This window comes from Chitinophaga qingshengii (assembly GCF_014529935.1).
Taxonomy (GTDB): domain Bacteria; phylum Bacteroidota; class Bacteroidia; order Chitinophagales; family Chitinophagaceae; genus Chitinophaga; species Chitinophaga qingshengii.
Genome location: NZ_JACVFC010000001.1, coordinates 2,481,380 through 2,503,391, shown reverse-complemented (window position 1 = coordinate 2,503,391; position 22,012 = coordinate 2,481,380). Strand labels below are relative to the sequence as shown.

Below are 22,012 nucleotides of genomic sequence, written 5' to 3'. Positions count from 1 at the left end.
TGTTTTTTACAGTTTGAAATCAATGCCTACAGACCATGTTCTGGCTTGTGGATAAGCGCCACGGTCCACGCCGGTGTTCATGATGAAACCGGATACTTCAGGATCATAGCCGGAGTACTTCGTGAAAGTGAAAGCATTTTTCACTTGTATGTATACGCGTGCCTGTGAGAAGCCGGCTCTTTGGAAGAAGCTGGTGGGCAGCGTATAGCCGAACATGATATTTTTGATTTTCACGAAAGAGCCATCTTCTACATAACGGTCAGAAGCCCGGATATTACTGTTGGCATCGGTGAAGGAGTACCGGGGATAACGTGCATCGTTGGTGCTGCCCGGACCGGTCCATCTGTTCAGTACATCGCGGAACTTGTTGGTGAAGTTGGCGTTCCTTTCATAGGCGCGATAAATATCGTTACCTACGGAAGCATAGGTGAATACATTGAGATCAAACTTTTTATAGGAGAGCGACAGGTTCCAGCCGAAGGTGAATTTCGGGAAGGGGTTGCCGATCTGGGTTTTGTCTTTGTCGTTGATAACACCGTCGCCATTGATGTCTGCGAAACGGATATCACCGGGTTGGGCGCCATCCTGTTTAGGGGCTTTGGCAATTTCATCGGTGGTTTGGAACAGACCAGCGGTTTTATAACCATAGAAGTAGCCGGGGGCTTTGCCTTTTTCAAAGCGGGTTACGTCCTGGGACTGGCCGTTGAAGTAGTTGCCACCGGTAACATAGGCCGTACCGTCTTCGTTGGTAGCAGTCACGATATTTTTGGAGGTAGTGAAATTAACGTTGGTATTCAGTTTCAGGTCGCGGGTAATGTTTTCGTTATATCCAACGGTAAATTCTACGCCACTGCTGCGGGTAGAGCCGATATTGGATTCGGGCACTTTGGCCGTACCGAGGTAGAGGGATGGTTCCGAAATAAACAACAATCCTTTTACTTCTTTCCTGAAATAGTCTGCTGATACAGAGAATTTGTTTTGGTAGAAAGTAATGTCAAAGCCGATGTTGAACTGTGTCTGTTTTTCCCAGGCCATATTGGGATTGGCGTAAGAGCCAACAGTGGAGCCGGGCACAAACACATTTCCAAACGTATAGCCGTTGTTGTTACCGCCATCGTAATTGGGACCGCCGGTCACTATTTTAATGGGAGCGGGGTTTACGTTTTCATTGCCTACAGTACCATAGCTGCCTCTTATTTTCAGGAAGCTGATAAAATCTGACCGGAAAAAATCTTCCTGTGATGTTACCCAGCCGGCGGAACCGGAGAAGAAGTTGGCATACGGATTATTCAGGCCGAAGGCATAGGAACCGTCTCTTCTGGCGGTAAAGGAAGCCAGGTATTTGTCGCGGTAATCGTAATTGATCCGGCCGAAATAAGACAGGTTACGGCGGAAGTAATGTGAATTACTGTTCGTACGGGCGTTCAGGTTAGGCGCCACGTCTCCATCGGAATCGCGCACCTTTATCTCTTTACCGTTGATGATAGTATCGCGGTAATAGACCAGGCCGGCGCTGTTGGTTCCGGTAGCGGCGCTAAGGTCTGCAAATGCCCAGGAGTTGAAAGGTACATCCTGTGCAGTGGCGGTGATGCCGTTACCGGTGGTTTTATACATCGCGCCACCTGCTACTACATCGAAGTGGTGATGTTGTTTTACATTAAAGGTATAATTGGCGAATGCTTCCGCAGTAAAGCTGAAATTACTTTCCTTGGTTTGTGAAACGCTGTTATGAGCGGTAGAGGATATTCCTCCCAGCGGGTTTCTGTATACCACCGGTGAACCGTCTGCCGTCATAGTGTTTTCCACGTTCAGCGGGCCGTAGAATGCCAACGGGGTGAAGGTTTTGCTGGTATTATCCCAGTTGGTATAGCCAAAGCGGCCGGTCAGTTTCAGGTCTTTGATCACTTCATACTGTAATTCTGCTTTACCATACAGTTTATTCCCGTTGTTGAGGTTGTAGGTGTTTTCCAGTTTGGTGAGCGGGTTGAAGATCTCTGACTGGAGCAGGTTACTGAAGCTGTATCTACCTACTGTGTTGGGTACCTCATTATATACCGGTACGGTAGGGTCAAAGTTGAGTGCACTGCCGATGATGGAGTTGAACGAGTTTTCCTGCAGGCCCTTGCTTTTGATATTCACGAAACTGGTATTCAGGATGAATTTCAGTTTGCGGGTGATGTCTGCGGAGATGTTGGAAGTCACGTTGAGCCTTTTGAAGTTGGACTTACCGCCGCCGCCTACGATACCATCCTGTGCAAGGTACCCGGCGGAGAGGAAGTAGGTCATTCGTTCACTGCCGCCGCGGGAGCTGGCGTTGTAACTCATGATAGGAGCGGTACGGAATACTTCTTTTTGCCAGTTGCTACCGGCGCCCAGTTTAGCCAGATCGGGGAAGATGATATCGCCACCGGCAGCTACGCTGCCTTCGTTGATGATAGCGCCATACTCCGCTGCATTTAGTACCGGCGTGGTTTTCAGCACTTCCTGGATACCATAGTTCGCGTTAATGGTCAGGTCCGGCTTCTGGTTCTTTTTACCCCCGCGGGTGGTGACTACAATCACGCCATTGCCGCCTTTTACGCCGTAGATAGCGGTAGTAGCCGCATCTTTCAGTACGTTGATGGACTCGATGTCCGCGGCGTTGAGGGCGTTCAGATCATCGAGTGATTGCATCGCGCCGTCGATGATCACGAGGGGATCGGTGCCGGAGTAGGAAGGGATACCCCTGACCAGCACCGTGGGCTTGGAACCGGGAGATCCGCTCTGGATGACATTTACGCCGGCGGCACGGCCCTGCAGGGCTTCTTCCGGGCGTACCGGCCGAAGTGCCGTGATATCGCTGCCTTTGATGGTGGATACCGCACCGGATACCTTGGTCACTTTTTGGGTACCGTAGCCTACTACCAGTACCTCATTGAGGTCACTGGGTGATGTTTGCAGCCGGATGTGGAGCGGGGCGCCCGTGATGGTTACTTCCTGCTGTATAAATCCTACCGCGGATATATGCAGTGTTTTTTCCCCCGGAAGTACGCTGATACGGAAGGTGCCGTCAGCGTTGGCGGCGACGGCTGTTTTGCTGTTGCGGGACACCACCGATGCCCCGGGGATAGCCTCCCCTTTTTCGTCGGTTACTTTGCCGGTAACGGGAGTGTTTTGTGCCCATGACATATTGGCAAAAAACAACAGTACAGGCATCAGCATGCATGCAAGAATTTTTTTCATACGTGAGTCAGTTTTTTCAGTTTCATACGGAGGGTCTCCGATGTGGATGCTGATCTTTCGTTTCTAAATTTTTTTAAGAATTTGCCTGGATTTTAGTTGACAGGATTGTTGGTTTGGATGCGGTAAAATTATCGGTTCCTGCTTTCAAGCCCAATAAAAGCGGTACATCTCTACTACATCATTATTTAGCAAATAATTGATTATCAATAAAGATTGACTACATCATTACTACATCATCCGAATTGTATATCTTCATTTTATGAGAATAGGGTGTTTGCTTATCTTGTTATACCTATGCACGTTGACCTGTGCCGGACAAAACACAATAGGGCTACCGCAGATCATCAATTACAGTAAAAGTGATTTTAAGGCAGGGACACAAACCTGGGATATCCGGCAAGACAGCAGAGGTATGATGTACTTTGCCAATAATGAAGGAATGCTGACCTATGACGGCAGTCACTGGAACGCATATCCGTTGCCGAATAAGACGATCGTCCGCGCCCTGGCAATGGACAAGGAAGACCGCGTGTATGCCGGTGGCCAGGATGAGATAGGGTATTTTGAAAGAGGTACTAACGGGATATTGCGTTATACTTCCCTGAAAAAATTACTGCCAAAATCGCAGGACCGGTTCGCCGATATCTGGCGCATAGAGATATTCGGGGAGTCCGTTTTTTTCCAGGCCTCGGACCGGCTGATGGAATTCCGCAACAACAGTATTAAAGTATATCCTACCACCAGTGAATGGATGTATCTACATAAAGCGGGTAACAAATTATATGCACAGGACAAAGCCAATGGCCTGTTGCAGCTGGTGCGCCATGAATGGGTACCGGTGCCGCTACGGCAGCCGCTGAATAATATATTGATATCCGGAATTATGGAAACGGGCCGGAATAGTCTGTTGATCACCACACAAACCGATGGCCTTTACCTGATCAAGCCGGATGGCGAGGTACAAAAGCAGGAAAGCCGTCTGCCCGCGGGTATCACGGTATGTACGCCTATCAATGCTTCCGAACTGGTGGCGGCAACCACTTCGGAAGGCTGCCTGGTCATGGACTTCAGTGGCCGTATCGTACAGAAACTGTCCCGGACGGAAGGGTTGCAGAATAATAATGTACTCAGTGTCTTCCTGGACAAAGACAAAAACCTGTGGGCAGGGCTCAATAACGGGATCAGTTTCATTGCCTATAATGCCGCTATAAAATATATCAGTCCCAGTAAGACCAACGAGGTATCCGGTTATTCGGCGCGGGTTTTCAAGGGACAATTATATATCGCTACTTCCGATGGCGGGTATTATGTGCCGTTGTCCGGCAGCGGCGACCTGAGTTTTTCCAAAGGTGATTTCGCGCGTATTCCCGGCAATCAGCATGAAGTATGGCGTTTCGATGAAGTGAACGGTCATCTGTTGATGGGGCGGCACGTGGGTTGTTTTGAAGTGAAGGACCGTGTAGATATACCGTTGGCTTATGGGCCGGGAACCTGGTTGTTCAAGCCTATGTCATCCGTATATCCTTCCACGGAGGTACTGGCCGGCACTTATGCGGGTGTGCGGATGCTCGCCTACGAACAGGGCCGGTTTACCGATAAAGGGATGATACCGGGGTTGCAGGAGTCCATCCGTTTCCTGGAGATCGACAACAATAATGTTATCTGGGCTTCCCATCCTTATCGCGGGGTGTATCAGCTGCAGTTGTCGCCCGACCGTAAAACGTTGTCCTATCGTTTGTTTACCGATAGTGCGGGGTTGCCTTCCGCGCTGAATAATTTTGTATTTAAAGTAAAGAACCGGGTGGTATTTGGCACCGCGAAGGGCATATATGAATTTGATGCCACTGCCGGCAGGTTTGTACCATCTGCTTTCCTGCAGCCTGTTTTCGGGCATATGGATATCCGTTATCTCAACGAAGACGGTGATGGAAACCTTTGGTTTTGCAGTGGTAAAAAGGTAGGGGTAGTGGATTTCCGGCGGCCATCGGGCGGCAAACCGTTTACCATTACCTATATCCCCGAATTGGATGGACGGATATTGTTGGGGTTTGAGAATATTTATGCTTACAACAAAGAGAATATTTTCATTGGCTCGGAGAAGGGGATGATACACCTGAACTATGAAAAATACGCCGGTAACCAGCAGCAGGTCCGTATTATGCTGGGGCAGGTAAGGGTGTCGGGCAAATCGGACAGCCTTATTTTCGGCGGTTATTTCAAACGTACGACGGCGGGATATATACAGGAGGACCAGGAGGCGCCGGCGTTGCCTAAAAGTGATAATTCCTTTCATTTCGAGTACAGTTCACCGGCGTATGGGTTGCAGAATAATATAGAATACAGTTATCAGCTGGAAGGATATGACGGGCGCTGGTCTGTTTGGTCGCCCAGGCCCGAAAAGGATTACACCAATCTGCCGGATGGCAAATACATCTTTAAAGTGAAAGCGAGGGATAACCTGGGGCATGAGTCGGTAGAGTTACGTTACCGGTTTAGCGTTATGCCGGCCTGGTATAAAACGGTGTGGGCTTACGGGGTGTATGGTTTGTTGCTGGGAGGGCTGTTGTACCTGTTATATCGCTGGCAGCAGCGGAACCTGGCCGCGCAGCAGCGTAAGTTTGATGAAGAGCAGACCCGGTTGAAATATATTCATCAGCTGGAGCTGGAAAAGAACGAGAAGGAGATTATCGCGCTACAAAATGAGAAGCTGGCCAGTGAGATTCGTTTTAAGAACAGTGCTTTGGCGGATGCATCGTTGCATCTGGTGGAGAAAGAGGATGCGTTGGTGAAGGTAAAGGATATATTAGCCAGTGCGTATAAGAAGAATGATAACAATCCGGAGATCCGTAATGCCTTGTTGTTATTGAATGATGTGGAGAAGAACAATGCCAGTTGGGAGCAGTTTGCTTCTCATTTTGATGAGATCAACAATAATTTTCTGAAGAAGCTGAAGGAGCGTTTTCCGGTATTGACCAATACCGATCTGAAGTTGTGTGCGTATTTGCAGTTGAAGCTTTCCAGCAAAGAGATAGCGCAGTTGATGGCGATTTCTGTGCGTGGCGTAGAGATTAAGCGGTACCGGTTGCGTAAGAAATTGAATTTGCCTACCGAGCAGCAGATGACGGATTTCTTTTATACTATTTAGGTAGATTTTATTGCTTCCCCTATTTTCCCCGGGTTTCCCAGCTCAGGGTTAGGGTGTTTATTGTCCTGGTTTTGCTTCCGTAATGAGGCATATTTTAGCCAAATAAGCACGTGTTTTTTGTTTTAACCCTTTTGCATCAACGTTTTAGCTGCTTACACGTTTTAGCAATCCCATTTGACCAGCTTTTTGCTTTTTTCTGATAGAAAATTAACAATTACATAATAACTTTAAGCAAAAGTTTGATAATTATATCGAACTAATTAAAATTTTCATGGAAGTTCTTGTTTAGTTTTAGAAAGTTTATCTAACTTGAACCGGAATTATGAGAGAAAGCTGATTCACTTGTTATAAAAAACGGCGAAAATAAAATTTGTGACCAGGCAAATTATCAATCAAAATGGTGTCTGACCGCCAGGAGTTATTCAAGAAGACTATACTAAAACATCTTTACTTCAATAAGGAGTTGTCGTGTACGGATTTAACGCAGTTGACCGGCAGAAGTCTTCCGCATACAACGAAAGCGCTCAATGAATTAGTGAAGGAGGGGGTGGTGATAGAATCGGGTTACGCGATATCTACAGGGGGGCGTCGTCCGCAGATGTATTCTGTACGGCAGGACTATCTGTATATTTTATCTGTAGCGATGGACCAGTTCATGACCAGTATTTGTATGCTGGATATGAGTAACCGGATGGTAGGTGAGGAACATGTTTTGGAGCTGGATTTATCGGCACATCCTGACGGAATTTCCATTCTGGGGGAGGAGTTAAAAAAGGTGATGAAGCAGTCGGGTATTCCTGCGGAGAAGTTTGCGGGTATTGGTATCGGGATGCCTGGTTTTGTGGATGTGACCAAGGGGGTGAATTACTCTTTTTTTGACAGTCCGGCCGGTAGTATTAATGAATACCTGGAGCAGGTAACCGGAGTACCGGTCAGCATTGACAATGATTCCAGTTTGACTGCCTTGGCAGAATGGAAGCTGGGAGAAGCCCGAAACCGTCAGCATGCGTTGGTGATCAATATTGGCTGGGGGATTGGTTTGGGCATGGTGTTGAACGGCAGTTTATTCCGCGGAGAGAATGGTTTTGCCGGGGAATTCAGTCACATACCACTTTTCACCAACAACAAAATATGCAGTTGCGGAAAAATGGGTTGCCTGGAAACGGAGACATCGTTGTCAGTGATTGCAGAGAAGGCCATTGCCGGTATTGCAGCAGGCAGGACCACCGTTATGAAAGGGTTGTCGATGGACAACAGGATTACCACGTATCATCAGATTATGGACGCCGCTATCAAGGGCGACAAGTACGCAGTAGAATTATTATCCGCCGCAGGCTATCACATCGGCAGGGGGATTGCCATACTGATACATTTATTTAATCCCAAGCTGGTGATTTTGAGCGGGCGGGGTACCAAAGCCGGCAAACTATGGCTGGCGCCGGTGCAGCACGCATTGAATGAGCATTGTATTCCTAAAATCGCAGAAAATGTAGAAATAAAAATTTCGTCCCTGGGTTATGCTGCAGAGCGATTAGGCGCCGCGGCACTTGTTATGGAAAATATAGATAAAAGCTTACAGAGAAAGTCGTAAATAAATAAGCAATCAATCAAAATAAACAGCATGGTAAAAGCTGTATAGGGGCTTCTTATGCTGTAACTATAACGTGTCAACATTTTATTATTTACATTCAAAATTTACCGCAATGAAAAGGTGGTTAGGCTTTGCGCTGCTGGCTTGTCTGGTGGCCATTTGCTGTCAAAGCGCTTACGCGCAGGAGAAAAAATGGGTTTCTGGTACCCTGAAGGACCGCTCCGGCGCCCCTGTAATCTATGCAACAATTATTGAAAAAGGTACTACTAACGGTGCCACATCCAATGACAAAGGCGCGTTCCGGTTGCAGGTAGCGCCCAATGCTACCCTGGTCATCACCAGCGTAGGCTTCACCAAGCTGGAAGTACCAGCCAGCGCTGATCTCAACCTGGTGATGGAAGATAATTCCAAAGGGTTGAGCGAAGTGGTGGTAACTGCTTTGGGTATTACCCGTGAGAAAAAATCACTGGGTTATTCCATGCAGGAAGTAAAAGCCAATACCCTGGTAGAAGCGCATGAAACCAATATCACCAACTCACTGACCGGTGTGGTGGCTGGTTTACAGGTAACCCGCTCCAGCGGCGGCCCTGCAGCGTCTTCCAAAATCAACCTGCGTGGTAACACTTCCCTGAATGGTAAGAACCAGCCGTTGATTGTGATTGATGGTGTACCGATGGATAACGCCACCGGTGTTGCCACAAATGGTACCAATGACTATTGGAATCCTTCCCTGGACATGGGTAACGGTCTGTCTGACCTGAACGCGAATGACATCGCCAGCATGTCAGTACTGAAAGGCCCTGCCGCTGCTGCGTTGTATGGTAGCCGTGCAGGCGATGGGGTTATTCTCATCACCACTAAAACAGGTAAAAGAAATTCCGGCGTTGGTATCACCGTTTCTTCTACTTTAGGAGTAGAGACTTTCTTTACCCGTCCGGATATGCAGAAAACTTACGGCCAGGGTACAAACGGCATCTTTGACCCGATTTCCGGCAGCAGCTGGGGTCCGAAAATAGCTGGACAGGAACTCACCAACTGGAATGGTAAGAAAGAGAATATGCGTTTCTATGACAACGCAAAAGCTTTCTACAACACAGGTTTAAGCCATAACGAGAATATCTCTTTCCAGCAACAACTGGATAAGACATCCGTATATACTTCCCTGAATTATCTGAATGATAAAAGCATGATCCCGGGAACTAAATTATCCCGTTTGAATGTTACCAGCAGAATCACCAGCAAGTATGGTGCAAAGGATCGTCTCTCTACAGACTTTAAGGTACAATACTCCAATTCCAATTCTTTAAACAGGCCAGCATCCGGTACTAACCCCTGGAACTATGCAACGCTGATGTACAGCATGCCTGTTACGATGGACATCACCCAATTTAAAGATCCGGTGAATGAATTCGGTAAAATGTACTGGTATAGTAAAGGCAATGACGTGAATCCTTATTGGGCCACCAAATACCGGCTCAACGAAGATATCCGTAACCGCTTTATCCTGAACGGATCCATGAAATATCAGTTCACCAGCTGGTTGGATGCTGAAATCAGAGCAGGAGGTGATATGTACACTACCAATACAGAAAGTAAAACCTATTTCGGTAGCCCTGCTGCTGTAAAAGGCGGTTACAGCACCGGAAGATATACTTTCTCTGAGCTGAACTACAGTACCTTGATCACTGCCAAAAAGGATAACCTGTTTGGTAAATTGAGTGGTAATATCAGCGTGGGTGGAAACCTGATGAAACAGAAAACTTCTAATGTTGGCTTTGGTACTGGTTCCCTGGTGGTAAAAGACCTGTTTGCCATTGGTAATGCGGAAGGCTCTATCAGCAGAACAGATGAGTTGACGGATCAACGTATTAACTCACTTTATGGAACGGCAGGTTTGAATTGGGATGGTTACCTGTTCCTCGATGTTACCGGACGTAATGACTGGACTTCTACCCTGGCGCCGGAAAATCGCTCTTTCTTCTATCCTTCTGTGAGCTTGTCTTACCTGTTTACAGAACATATTAAATCCCTGCCTTCCTGGTTGAGCTATGGTAAACTGAGAGCTTCCTATGCTGCCGTAGGTAACAGCTTACCTCCCTACCAGCTGTACAACTATTTTGAAATCAGCCAGGACCCAAATCAGAACACGATTGCCACCCGTAACAAAAAATACTTTAACAAAGGTGTACAAAGTGAGCTGATCAAATCTCATGAATTCGGTGCCGAATTCCGTTTTGTGGATAATCGTTTTGGACTGGATTTCACTTACTATAAGTCCAACGCTACCCATCAGTTAATAGATTTGCCATTAGACCCCGCTGCAGGTTATGGTTTCCGTAAAATCAATGCCGGTAATATTCAAAACAGTGGTATTGAGATTATGGCAGATGCCAGAATCCTTAACAATCCTAAAGGGTTGATATGGAACATCGCCGGTAACTTCTCCATGAACCGTAATAAGATTATTGACATCAGCCAGGCGGAAGGAGTGAATAATTATCCGTTAGGCGGTTTTGATGCCGTATCCGTAGTGGCCAGAACAGGTTCCCTGTATGGTGATATTTATGCCAATAGGATATTGCAACGTGTAACAGACGTAAACAGCCAATATTATGGCCAGCTGCTGCTGAATGCTGATGGTTTGCCGGTAGTGGTAGATGCACCATCCGGTGGCCAGTATCTGGGTAACCAGGGAACGAAGGCGCTCGTGGGTGTAACCAACACTTTCACCTATAAAAATTTCAGCCTGGGCTTCCTGGTGGATGCTCGTATCGGCGGCAACATTTTCTCTACTACCCAGCTGATGATGCAGAAATCCGGTACTGCCGCTGCTACTGCTCCCGGTGGAGAAAGAAATGACCTCGTGGTAGGTGGTGTGGTAGATGCCGGTGGTGGCAAATATGCGCCTAATACTAAATCTGTTACAACACAACAATATTGGAATGCAATGACCGCGGGTAACCTGGGTGCACCTGAAATCAACGTTTATGACGCTACCAGCATCCGCCTTAGAAATGTACAGTTTAACTATAACCTGCCTAAGAGCGTACTGGGCCGCCTGCCGGTACAGTCAGCAAAAGTAGGTCTGTCCTGCAATAATGTATGGATGATCTCCAGCCATATGAATGGCCTCGATCCGGAATCTGTATTTGCAATTGGTTCCAACGCTACCGGTTTTGAAAATGGTGCACCTCCCACCACCCGTACATTCCTGTTGAACCTTAGCCTTAGTTTCTAATCATTAATTGCAACTGACATGAAAAAAATATTCATAAAATCAGGTGTGGCTTTGGCAGCGTTTTCCCTGTTATTGTCCGCCTGCAGCAAATTTGAAGATCTCAACCATAATCCTAAGGTAGCTGATGAAACCCAGGTGCAGGAAGAGTTCCTGATCAACAGTTCTATCATCAACGCACAAATGAACCCTGATGTAGCAGAGCGTTCCTTCGTACTGATCTGGAAGGCGGCCGCTCACCAGCAGCTGGATGATGGTATTACTTCCGGTAGTAATAATGATGGCTGGTCTGATGCCTATTACAACCAGGTAACTGGCTGGCTGACCAGTATTTACGCTGCTGTTGATGTTAGCGAGAAAAAAATAAAGAGTGGTAACGTTAGCGAGTACACGAATAATCTGTTGCAGGTAGCCCGTATCTGGCGTGCCTACCTGTTAAGCGAAATATCCGATAACTATGGACCTGTAGCCATCAATGGTTATGTCAACGGTACCAACCCGGATTTTGCCAGCGTAAAAGACGTGTATTATTTTGCTTTGGCCGAGCTGAAAGATGCCAGCGCCAAACTGCAACTGGACCTGGCAGCTACCACAGATATGCAGAAGCTGGATCCTGCCTATAAATATGACTTCAAGCTTTGGCAACGTTATGCCAACTCTATGCGTATGCGCTTAGCTATGCGTTTATCTGAAGTAGATGCTGCTAAAGCCAAAGCAGAATTTGAAGATGCTGCTGCCGGTAATTTACTGACCGACATGAACCAGACTTTCCAGGTACAGGAAAAACCAGGATGGGACGCGCTGACCGGGGTTATGAGCCGTGAGTGGAATGAACAACTGCTGTCTACCACACTGGAGAATATCTACAACGGCCTGGGTGGTGTGAAAACGGCTGATCAGCTGACCGATGCTGTTTATCAGCCTTATATCAGACCGGCTGACTGGGCAGGTTTACAGTTCACCAACCACTTCCCGACTACTACCAACGATCCAATGGCAGGCTTCTGGTTTGATGGTTTACCACAGACCATAGATCCGCGCGCTTATAAAGCGTTTATCCCTGCAGGTGATTTCGCTAATGCGAATTTCTCCCGTTATCCTTCTTATAGTGAAAGGGTATGGAAAGAAACTGCCCGTCCGCTGATGGCGAACGATAAGGATACCGCTAAACTGCTGGAAGGTAAAATGGCCTGGAATGGACAAACAGACGGTGATTGGGGAACTAAAGGTACCCTTAACCGTTGGTATGGCTGGCCCGGTGCTGGTCCGCGTATGACACAGCAATTCCGCACCAGCGCAAGCAAACGTATATTCTTCGCGCCCTGGGAAACTTATTTCCTGATAGCAGAAGCTTCCGTAAGAGGATGGAATGTGCCGATGACCGGTAAAGCGGCATATGAAAAAGGTATCTCACAAAACTTCGAATATTGGGGTGTTTCCCAATTTGTGGGTTCTTACCTGGCTTCTACCGACTTTAACATGGTGGGTACTTCCGTTAGCTGGGATCATGTTGCTGAGCCTCCGGCTACACATATCATGAACTTTAAAAATGGTTATACCGGTGCTGCAGGTACCGTTGCCATTAAATATCCGGCTAACAACCTGTATAAAGGCGGGGGCGTGAAAAATGACCTGCTGACCAAAATTATCACGCAGAAGTATATCGCCAATATGCCATGGCTGCCATTGGAAGCATGGAGCGATCAACGCAGGCTTGGTTTACCATTCTTTGAAACGCCAATTGTAGAACAACCGATACCAGGATTGCCTGCGCTGAATAACGGTAACTACATGACCGCCAACATCAAGTTTTATCCACAACGTATCAGATACCCGTCCAGCATGAGAAATGCCAATGGTAAAGGATATGATCAGGCGGTTAAAGCCCTGGGTGGTACAGAAGAAGTAACCACTCCGCTCTGGTGGGCCAAACAACAATAATTTTTGCTACACCATAACTGTCACGTCAGCCGTTAGTTGTTTACAACTAACGGCTGACTTTTTTACAGCGCTCCCATTTCTTTCCGGAAGATATCTTCCACCATCGTGATTTCCTTGTTGTAGATGGTTTTTTTGCGGGACCCGAAGTACAGCGTATTCTCCACTTTGATATCACCTGCCCATACCGATTTGATTTGGCCGGATTTAATCTCATCCCGGCACAGAAAATCAGGCATGATCGCAAAACCTTCATTGCCGCTGAGGCAACGCACAATAGAGCTGATATTGGGCACGATGTAATTGGGCTTGAAGTCGATGTTCTGCCGCAGGTTCGTTTTCCAGAAGCGTTTCAGATGGTCCATATCAGCGGCGGTGCTATACCATATCTGTTGTTTCAACCAGCTTTCCAGCGCTGTTATTTTGATGGCTTTCAGCTTTTCGTCTTTTGTATCGATTTCTTTCAGCAGTCCTTTGAGCGGTTTGATGTTGGTACTGGCGCCGCATACCATCACCACCCTTTCACGGGAGAAAGGTTTAAATTCGAGATTGGTTTGTTCCCCTTTTTCCGAAGTGACGATCATATCCAATACACCCTTGTCCAGGTCGTGGATCATTTCCGGATATAGCCCGAATTTAACGATGATGTTAAATGGAAGGGTGGAGATATACCTCTCCAGCGTAAACTGAAATGTTTCGAAGCACATGCCGATGCTGATGGTGGAGCGGCCTTCCCGGCTGCTGCGATGAAATACCTGTTCCGCCATTTCGAGGCGGCCCATAGGCTCCTGTATGAAGTTGTAAAGAACTTTGGCCCTTTCCGTAGGCACCATTTTTTTCGCGGAGCGATCAAACAGTTTGTATCCGGTAGCCACCTCCAGCGAGTTGAGATGCAGGCTGACACCGGGTTGTGATATATAAAGCGCCTGTGCGGCAGCCGTGAGGGTCCCTTTTTCGTAGATGGTTTTGAAGGTACGTAACCATTCCATATTGAGGTTCATAGTCTATTATTTTTCTGATGCAAAGGTACAATTTAACTTATTTGTATAATGATTGATTTAAGCTGACATTTGTGTTATCAAAAAAATAAAACAATGCTTTTTACGAAACATACAGTAGGACAAATCACACTTAACAATAGAATTGTAATGCCGCCCATGACCCGCTCCAGGTCCGGCGAAGGCGATGTTGCCACCGATCTGATGGCGGAATATTACGCACAGCGGGCTACTGCTGGTTTGATCATTACAGAAGGTACACAAATCAGCCGGCAAGGTCAGGGATATGTATGGACGCCGGGAATTTATTCCCCTGCCCAGGTAGCAGGCTGGAAAAAAGTTACCGATGCGGTGCATCGGGAAGGAGGACGGATATTTGCGCAGCTTTGGCACGTGGGCCGTGTATCGCATGTATCTATACAACCGGATGGCGCCGCACCGGTAGCGCCTTCTGCCATCCTTGCCGAAGGAGTAAAGGTGGTCATTGATGCCACGGGAGGAGGCCCGGCAGCCGGTAATATCCGTATGGAACAACATTCCATGCCGAGGGAACTGACGATTCCCGAGATTAAAGACATCATCAACGATTACGTTGTAGCGGCTAAAAACGCTATCGCTGCCGGTTTTGACGGTATCGAGCTGCATGGCGCCAACGGATACCTGATCGAACAATTTATCGATTCGCAAACCAACCACCGTACCGATGAATATGGCGGTACCCTGGAAAAACGGCTTCGTTTCCTGAAGGAAGTCACCACCGCGGTGGCCAATGCTATCGGCAAAGAAAGAGTAGGCGTGCGCCAGGCGCCGTTGACAACGCTGATGGGAGCACAGGATGATCATCCGGAAGAAACCTATATCGCTGCTGCGCACATACTGAATGAGATAGGCATTGCCTATATCCACATTGCGGAAGCCGATTGGGAAAATGCGCCGGTGATGTCTGCAGCCTTCAAGGAAGCCTACCGGGAGGCTTTTAAGGGTACCATGATTTATTCCGGTAAATACAATAAACAAAAGGCGCAGGAGGCGCTGGATAAAGGTTGGGCTGACCTGGTTGGTTTCGGTCGTCCTTTCATCGCCAATCCAGATTTGCCATACCGTCTGGAACACGATCTGCCGCTGAATACGCCGGATCCGTCTACCTTCTTTGGAGGTACGGCCAAAGGCTATACGGATTACACACGTTATCAGCAAGCGGCGCCTGTAATGGCTTAAAACGGATAGGGGTTGGATATGCTTGTCCAGCCCTTTTTGTTTTATTTCCTATGGGTGCCTCAGGCAGGTACTGGCGGCTTATTCTCTCTCTTTTCAATAATTCTGTCCGGGTAATGGAGGGAGGTTTGCAAATTTCCGTCTTAATAGTACCACAACTGTTAATTGATGCCGCAAACCTTCATCTGTACTTGCAAGGCCTGGATCGTGTTTTTTTGTGTGCTTTTGTCAGCAAATCAGGTTTGGGCACAGCATTCCGCTACCACAAGCGGAAGAGTAGTGAACAAATTCACAGAAGAGCCGCTACCCTTCGCCACTGTTTACTGGAAAGCCGCCGGTTACGGCGTCATGACGGACAGTGCCGGTTTTTTTCGGTTAGCCAGCAGTTCCAGGCGGGAAGACACGCTGGTGGTACGTTATGTAGGATATGATCCCAAACTAATACCGTTGGCGGCCACCAACATCGTTCCGCTCGTGATTCAGCTGGATGCGACCGTAAAAATGGGGGTGGAAGTAAAAGCCAAAATGGATAAAGGACTGGTATGGTGGCGTCAGCTGGTGGCTCATAAGGCAACCAATGCTCCCGGACATTACGATAGTTATTATGCCGAGCTCTATAATAAACTGGAAATAGATGTTTCCAATATCAACCGGCAACGATGGGAGAAATCACGGATCATGAAGCCGTATGCCTTCGTAGCAGAGCGGATAGACACCTCCTCTGAACAGCGTCCCTTTCTACCGGTATTTCTAAGCGAGTCTGTTTCAGATTATTATACTTCCGGTAACCCTCCCAGAGTAAGAGAAGAAATCCGCGCACTGAACAACAGCGGTATCAAAAACGAGTCCGTCATGGAATACCTGGGGGGTATTCACCAGAAAATAAATACCTATCAGAACTCCCTGTTTATTTTCGGCCGGGAGTTTATCAGTCCGCTCAGCAGCGTAGGTGACCGCTACTATCATTACAAAGGACTGGATACCGTTTTGCAGCATGGCGAACAATATTATCATCTGGCATTCACACCACGCCGGGAGGGCGAAAACCTGTTTGCCGGCGATTGCTGGATACAGGCCTCCACCTGGGCTTTACAGAAAATCAGTTTGTCGGTCGCCGGAGCTGTGAATATTAACTTCGTCAAAAGACTGGATATTATCCAGGAATTCAGTCAGCAGCGGGAAAAGGAATGGGTGGTGACCAAGGACCGTTTTATCGTGGAACTGGCGCCTATGGGTAAAAACCGGACTACTTTCATCGGCCGTAAAACAACCTTGTATAGCCATATTGCTACCAACCAGGATTTTATCGCAGATAAACTCAATAACAACCGCAGAAAAGAAGAAGTGGTGATTCCGGACAGTGCGTTGGCTGCCGGTAAAAGTTATATTGAGCAACATCGTCCGGAAATACTCACGCGTAATGAAAGACATGCTATAACGTTAGTGGATACACTAAAATCTTTACCTTCCTTCAAGCGCCTGAGCAACACCATTACTTTCCTGGTAGACGGACATATTAAGCTGGGGAAAGTAGAGATTGGTCCGTGGTATAAATGGGTGAGCCGTAACCGGGTAGAAGGACCGAGGCTGCGGTTTGATTTGGGTACTACGGCGGAATTCAGCCGTAACCTGCGGTTGAATGGTTACCTCGCTTATGGTATGAAAGATGAATCCCTGAAAGGTAAGATGGCCGTAACCTATACCTGGCCTAAAGACAATGGATGGCAGCTATTGGCATCTTACAAAGATGACCTGGATAACAATCAAAGAGGGTTTAACGGAGAAGAAGTATCGCTGGATAATATTTTTGGTCAGCTGGTCCGTCGCCGGGGTATTCCCCAGAAATTCATCCGTGAGGCGGATGTCCGTTTATCAGCCATCAAACAATTTCCACAGGAGTTTTCTTTACAGGGAACAGTTTCCCGTACGCGGTATACTACTTTTGATCCGTTGCCTTCGCACAAAATGTTTTTGTCGGAAGAAAAAGGGCAGGTAGTCAATACGGAGTTTCAACTGAAATTCCGCTATGCACCGGGTGAAAAAGTAGTCCGCACTTTTCGTAAAACCAAGCGGGTGCGCAGTAATCTGCCGGTAGCGGAGATGGCCTGGTCCTGGGCGCCTTCCGGTGTGCTGGACAGTAAATTCCAGTATCATAAAGTGAATGTCAGTCTGCGGCAGCAGTTCCCTATCTCCCGCTGGGGACGGGTTAACTATATGATCTACGGCGGGAGGATCTTCGCCGACCGTTTGCCTTTTATGCTGTTGCAGGTACATCCGGGTAATGAAACTTATTACTACAACAAAGAATCTTTCAGCCTGATGAACAAGTACGAGTTCTTCAGCGATCGTTATGCAGGTATCAACATTGAGCATAATTTCGAAGGGAAGTTATTGAACCTGTTGCCCTTTATGCGTAAAACAGGTGTGCGGCAGTTCTGGAATGTGAAATCTGTGATCGGTGATTTATCATATCGCAACCGGGTGTATAATCAAATGGAGTTTGGGCGTTATGGAATGCGCTCTCTTAAAGGTAACGTATATACCGAGGTGGGGACTGGTTTTGATAATATTTTCCGCTTCTTCCGGGTAGATGCCGTATGGCGGTTTTATCCGCAGAAAACGCCGCTGGGGCATACCGGAGACTTCGGTGTGTTCGGTAGTTTCCGGTTGCAGTTTTAGTTTGGAGTGCTGATTATTTTTTTTGGCGTGAATAGGGAATGCGGTATATTCGTAGGTATAATCATTGTTTATGACCGATGCAGAATTTAATGCGTTAATGGAAATAGCTAAAAAAAAGATGACGCCGGAGGAAGCGATGGATGTATTTGTAGGTGCGGGCATCCTGGATGAAAAAGGCAATTTCAGGGAGCCTTATACTATACTGGAGTCATATTTTGTAAGAAGAGTACCGCCAAAAAGTTAACCCAAAAAAACAATCAATGTACGATGTTAAGCCCCACCTTATCATCGGCTTCCATGGATGTGAAGCCGAGGTAAGAGATATGCTGTTAAGTAACCCCGATGAATTTAAGATGAGCCAGAAGCCCTTTGACTGGCTGGGACATGGATTCTATTTCTGGGAAAATAATTACAACAGAGCACTGGAATGGGCGGAAGAGAAAATGAAACGGGGGGCGATCCGGCACCCGGCTGTTGTTGGTGCGGTATTAAACCTGGGGTATTGTTGTGATTTTATGGAAACCCGTTATCTTCAACTACTAGCGAGTAATTTTGAGGATATGGCAAGGGAATTTGATGCGCTGGGTGTAATGTTACCGGAAAACAAAGGTCTGTTTGGGAAAGAAACCCAAGACATGGTTTTACGGTATCTTGATTGTGCAGTAATTGAATTTATGCATAGGAAAACCTGGAAAGTGAATGAGATAAATCAGCTGAATGGGCAGTCGGGGAACAGTAGGGTTTTCGACTCCACCCGTGGTGTTTTCATAGAAGGCGCTCCCATTTTTGAGGGCGCCGGTCTCTTTGAAAAGACGCATATTCAGATATGTATCCGGAATCCCAATTGTATCCTCGGCTTCTTCAAGCCCAGGAAGGAAATTGATTTTATGATATGGGAGAAGCAACGTCAAACTGCGAAGGTAGCTGGTGACGCTGCATGATATACTTTATGAAGACACTGAAAGTGACTATTTTCAACGGATAGCGCGTTACAAATTAAATATTCGACATCTATAAATATTTCTTTGTTAGTATGTATTAACAAAAAATAACAAATAACATGAAAAAATTCCTGTAAATTGATGTGTACATTAAAACCTCATCATTATGATTTGGACTATTATTATCGGAGGCATCGCTGGCTGGCTGGCCGGTAAAATTATGCGTGGTGACGGATTTGGGATCATTGTAGATATTATTGTGGGAGTTATCGGCGGTTGGCTGGGTGGCTGGCTTTTCGGCAAACTGGGGCTGCACATGGGCAACGGCCTGATAGGTTCGTTGATTGTGGCGCTGATAGGCTCCATTATATTGATTTGGCTGGTACGACTCATAAAACGATGACGCCAGTTTGAACGGATGAATCAAAACAGTAAGGGTCGGCAACTATTGCCGACCCTTACTGTTTTTAACGTTGATCACTATACGATTAATTCAGTACTTCCGCCAGTTTTTTCTCCAGTTCTTCACCCCGGAGGTTGCGGGCGACGATCTTACCTTCTTTGTCCAGCAGGAAATTGGCGGGGATGCCACGGATACCATATTGTTGGGCAACTGCATTGTTCCAGAACTTCAGATCAGACACATGTGTCCAGGAGAGTTTATCTGCTTCGATCGCTTTTAACCATGCCTCTTTTTTCTGGTCCAGCGATACGCCGAGGATGGTAAAACCTTTGTCTTTGAACTGTTCATAAGCCTTTACGACATTAGGGTTTTCGGCGCGGCAGGGACCACACCAGGAAGCCCAGAAATCGACCAGCACATATTTACCTTTAAAGGAAGACAGGCTTACCGGTTGATCGTTTACATCGTTTTGGGTGAAATTGGGCGCTATTGCTCCTACAGACGTAGCTTTGGCGATATCAAGCCTTTTCGCAAAATCAACACCGGCTTTGGTGTTTTTAACCGCAGCACTCAGACCGTTAAAAACCGGAGCGATAGTGTTGTAGTCCGGTGCGCTGCCGGCAATCTCTTTTAATGCTACCAGGCTGAAATAACTATCCGGATGTTGCCGGATATATTCCTGTTGCTTTTTTTTCTTCGCTTCCATAGCGGGAGAAGCAACGGCCATCAGGCTGTCACGCAGGGCAGAGCCTTTTTTCTCTTCCGCAGTAGATTGTGCCCAACGGGCATCCAGGCTTTTCAGTACGGCATCTTCCGGCGCCAGCAGCTGCTGGTATCCGTGATACACATTATTGATTGGTGAATTTTTGATGACCGCATTTTTAATGGAATCTTTTGCGATCACCTGTATTTTGCCAGGTTCAATGTAACAGGTGAGAGCATCCGAGTTGCGTTGTATCGCTTCGCCCGTGTGAGATACGGCCAGGGTAGCCATCATCGGTGAGGTGACATTACCTTTGAACTCAAAGCTGCCTTTTTTCAGCACCACGGAATCAACTATCCTATCGGTGGCGGTGAAATAAGATAGATAAGCTTTGGCAGGAGCATTCAGTTTTCCGATGGAACCTTTGATGGTAAAGGTGGTGTCCTGTGCCATCATAGCGATAGGACTGGCCATCAAGGCCGTAAAGAACAGTCTTTTCATGTGTTGGTGGTTTTGATTTTATCAGTAAAGATAAGCATCGTTTTGTGTAAGTTTAGGATTAGCCCTGATTTCTACGTCTGGAATGGGATATAATACCGACCCTGGTTTCCAGGTATTGGGCGGAGAGAGCGGTTTTAGCACGGCTTCTGCCCGGTTGGTCCGTTTCAGGTCCAGCCAGCGATGTCCCCATTCGGCGAAGAATTCTGTCTGCCGCTCTTTTTCGATGGCTTGCAGCATAGATGGCTGATCGTTGGCGGTAGTAACGTTCAGGCCTGCACGGCTACGGACCATATTCAGATCGGCTTGCGCCTGTGGTATTTTACCGGCTTGCTGGGCACGCGCTTCGGCGCGTATCAGGTATTGTTCCGTTAAGCGGAAAACGATGTAATACTCCGTCAGTGGACCGGTGCCGGCCTTGTATTTGGCCGGGTAAGCCCAGGAGGGGTTGTTGGTAATGTCACTGAAACCAATCCAGGCTGCCTTGCGGTTGTCACCGGCTTCAAAAGCATTGAGTAGTTGTGGTGTCAATTCATAATTGGGCCGGGTAGTACCGGTCACCACAAACTGTCCGCCTTCCGGGGTATTCGCGTTGGCGATAACTGGCTGCAGTTGCCAGATAGCTTCGGGGCTTCCTTTTTTAAAGACCTGGTCCAGCGGAGGTAACGTGGTCCCATATACGCCGGAATTGATAATGGAAGTAGCTTCATTTTCTGCTTCCAGCCAGCGGCGGTTGTAGAGGTATGCCCTTGCCAGCAGCGCTGAGGCGGCATAACGGTTAGGGCGTAGCCTTTCGGCAGTAAAATATTTATCCGTCAACAGTGCCTTCGCATCTTTCAGGTCGGTGATGATTTGCTCCCATACTGCTGCGGCCGGTGTTCTTGGCAGCAGCATGTTTTCCTGGTAAGCAGTGCCCATCACCAGGGGTACATCTCCAAAAAGATTCACCAGGTAAAAATAACAGAAGGCACGCATGAACCGGGCTTCGCCAGCCAGCTGTGTTTTTACGCTGTCGCTCAAAGCTGTGGCGGTAGATAAGCCCTGGATAATAGCATTGGCGCGGTAGATGTATTTGTAACCGTCTGACCAGAAACTGCCCACATAACGGTTGGGCGGTGTAAGCCCATGGTCGTTGAATTGCTGGTAATCCGGTGCGCTGGTATTGTTCTGCGTCCAGGTCAATTCATTGGCGGACATGCCTGCCAGCGATGACATGGAAAAACAAACGAAGGAACCATTGCTGCCATACTGGTCATTCATCATATTGATATAAATAGAAACCATGGCGGAGGTAGCTGATTTATCGTTGGCGAAAATCTTATCGTCAGTCAGCACCGTGGGAGGGGTTTCTATCACAACGAATTTTTTGCAGGATGAAAATATGAAGATCAGCAACAAGCAAGGGGCTATCCACCACCAGCTTTTTTTTTGTAGCATGTATAAT

At 47.3% G+C, this 22,012-nt stretch carries 13 protein-coding genes; 9 read left to right on the top strand and 4 right to left on the bottom strand.

Annotated features, from left to right (window positions below):
- Positions 1-6 precede the first annotated feature (6 nt).
- Positions 7-3,222 (bottom strand): SusC/RagA family TonB-linked outer membrane protein, encoded by a 3,216-nt coding sequence (locus ICL07_RS09520; protein WP_188087676.1) that lies wholly within the window; start codon positions 3,220-3,222, stop codon positions 7-9.
- A gap of 259 nt (positions 3,223-3,481) precedes the next feature.
- On the opposite strand from ICL07_RS09520, the gene ICL07_RS09515 reads away from it, so the two are divergent.
- The 4 genes from ICL07_RS09515 (at position 3,482) to ICL07_RS09500 (ending at position 13,134) form a co-directional block, all read left to right on the top strand.
- Positions 3,482-6,367, top strand: a complete 2,886-nt coding sequence (locus ICL07_RS09515; RefSeq protein ID WP_188087675.1) for a triple tyrosine motif-containing protein — start codon at positions 3,482-3,484, stop codon at positions 6,365-6,367.
- A gap of 397 nt (positions 6,368-6,764) precedes the next feature.
- On the top strand, positions 6,765-7,958 hold the full coding sequence (locus tag ICL07_RS09510; RefSeq protein WP_188087674.1) for an ROK family protein: 1,194 nt from the start codon (positions 6,765-6,767) through the stop codon (positions 7,956-7,958).
- A gap of 112 nt (positions 7,959-8,070) precedes the next feature.
- A complete protein-coding gene (locus tag ICL07_RS09505) occupies positions 8,071-11,196 on the top strand; it encodes a SusC/RagA family TonB-linked outer membrane protein (RefSeq protein WP_188087673.1) in 3,126 nt (1,041 codons plus the stop codon).
- A gap of 18 nt (positions 11,197-11,214) precedes the next feature.
- Positions 11,215-13,134, top strand: a complete 1,920-nt coding sequence (locus ICL07_RS09500; RefSeq protein WP_188087672.1) for a SusD/RagB family nutrient-binding outer membrane lipoprotein — start codon at positions 11,215-11,217, stop codon at positions 13,132-13,134.
- Positions 13,135-13,196: 62 nt separating this feature from the next.
- On the opposite strand, the gene ICL07_RS09495 is transcribed toward ICL07_RS09500, so the two are convergent.
- Positions 13,197-14,132, bottom strand: coding sequence for a LysR family transcriptional regulator (locus tag ICL07_RS09495; protein ID WP_188087671.1), 936 nt, complete (start codon positions 14,130-14,132; stop codon positions 13,197-13,199).
- Positions 14,133-14,225: 93 nt separating this feature from the next.
- On the opposite strand from ICL07_RS09495, the gene ICL07_RS09490 reads away from it, so the two are divergent.
- The 5 genes from ICL07_RS09490 (at position 14,226) to ICL07_RS09470 (ending at position 19,367) form a co-directional block, all read left to right on the top strand.
- Positions 14,226-15,347 carry an alkene reductase gene (locus ICL07_RS09490; RefSeq protein ID WP_188087670.1) on the top strand — a complete coding sequence of 374 codons (1,122 nt, stop codon included), beginning with the start codon at positions 14,226-14,228 and terminating at the stop codon, positions 15,345-15,347.
- Between the two features lie 276 nt (positions 15,348-15,623).
- Positions 15,624-18,023, top strand: coding sequence for a DUF5686 family protein (locus ICL07_RS09485; protein ID WP_188087669.1), 2,400 nt, complete (start codon positions 15,624-15,626; stop codon positions 18,021-18,023).
- Positions 18,024-18,093: 70 nt separating this feature from the next.
- Positions 18,094-18,267, top strand: a complete 174-nt coding sequence (locus tag ICL07_RS09480) for a hypothetical protein (RefSeq protein WP_188087668.1) — start codon at positions 18,094-18,096, stop codon at positions 18,265-18,267.
- A gap of 16 nt (positions 18,268-18,283) precedes the next feature.
- The gene (locus ICL07_RS09475) at positions 18,284-18,964 is read left to right on the top strand and encodes a hypothetical protein (protein WP_188087667.1); all 681 of its coding nucleotides are present in this window, start codon (positions 18,284-18,286) and stop codon (positions 18,962-18,964) included.
- A 166-nt stretch (positions 18,965-19,130) separates the two neighbouring features.
- On the top strand, positions 19,131-19,367 hold the full coding sequence (locus ICL07_RS09470; protein ID WP_188087666.1) for a GlsB/YeaQ/YmgE family stress response membrane protein: 237 nt from the start codon (positions 19,131-19,133) through the stop codon (positions 19,365-19,367).
- A gap of 85 nt (positions 19,368-19,452) precedes the next feature.
- On the opposite strand, the gene ICL07_RS09465 is transcribed toward ICL07_RS09470, so the two are convergent.
- Complete coding sequence (locus tag ICL07_RS09465; RefSeq protein WP_188087665.1) at positions 19,453-20,571, bottom strand: TlpA disulfide reductase family protein; 1,119 nt, start codon at positions 20,569-20,571, stop codon at positions 19,453-19,455.
- Between the two features lie 21 nt (positions 20,572-20,592).
- Positions 20,593-22,005, bottom strand: a complete 1,413-nt coding sequence (locus tag ICL07_RS09460; RefSeq protein WP_188087664.1) for a RagB/SusD family nutrient uptake outer membrane protein — start codon at positions 22,003-22,005, stop codon at positions 20,593-20,595.
- Positions 22,006-22,012: the final 7 nt, after the last annotated feature.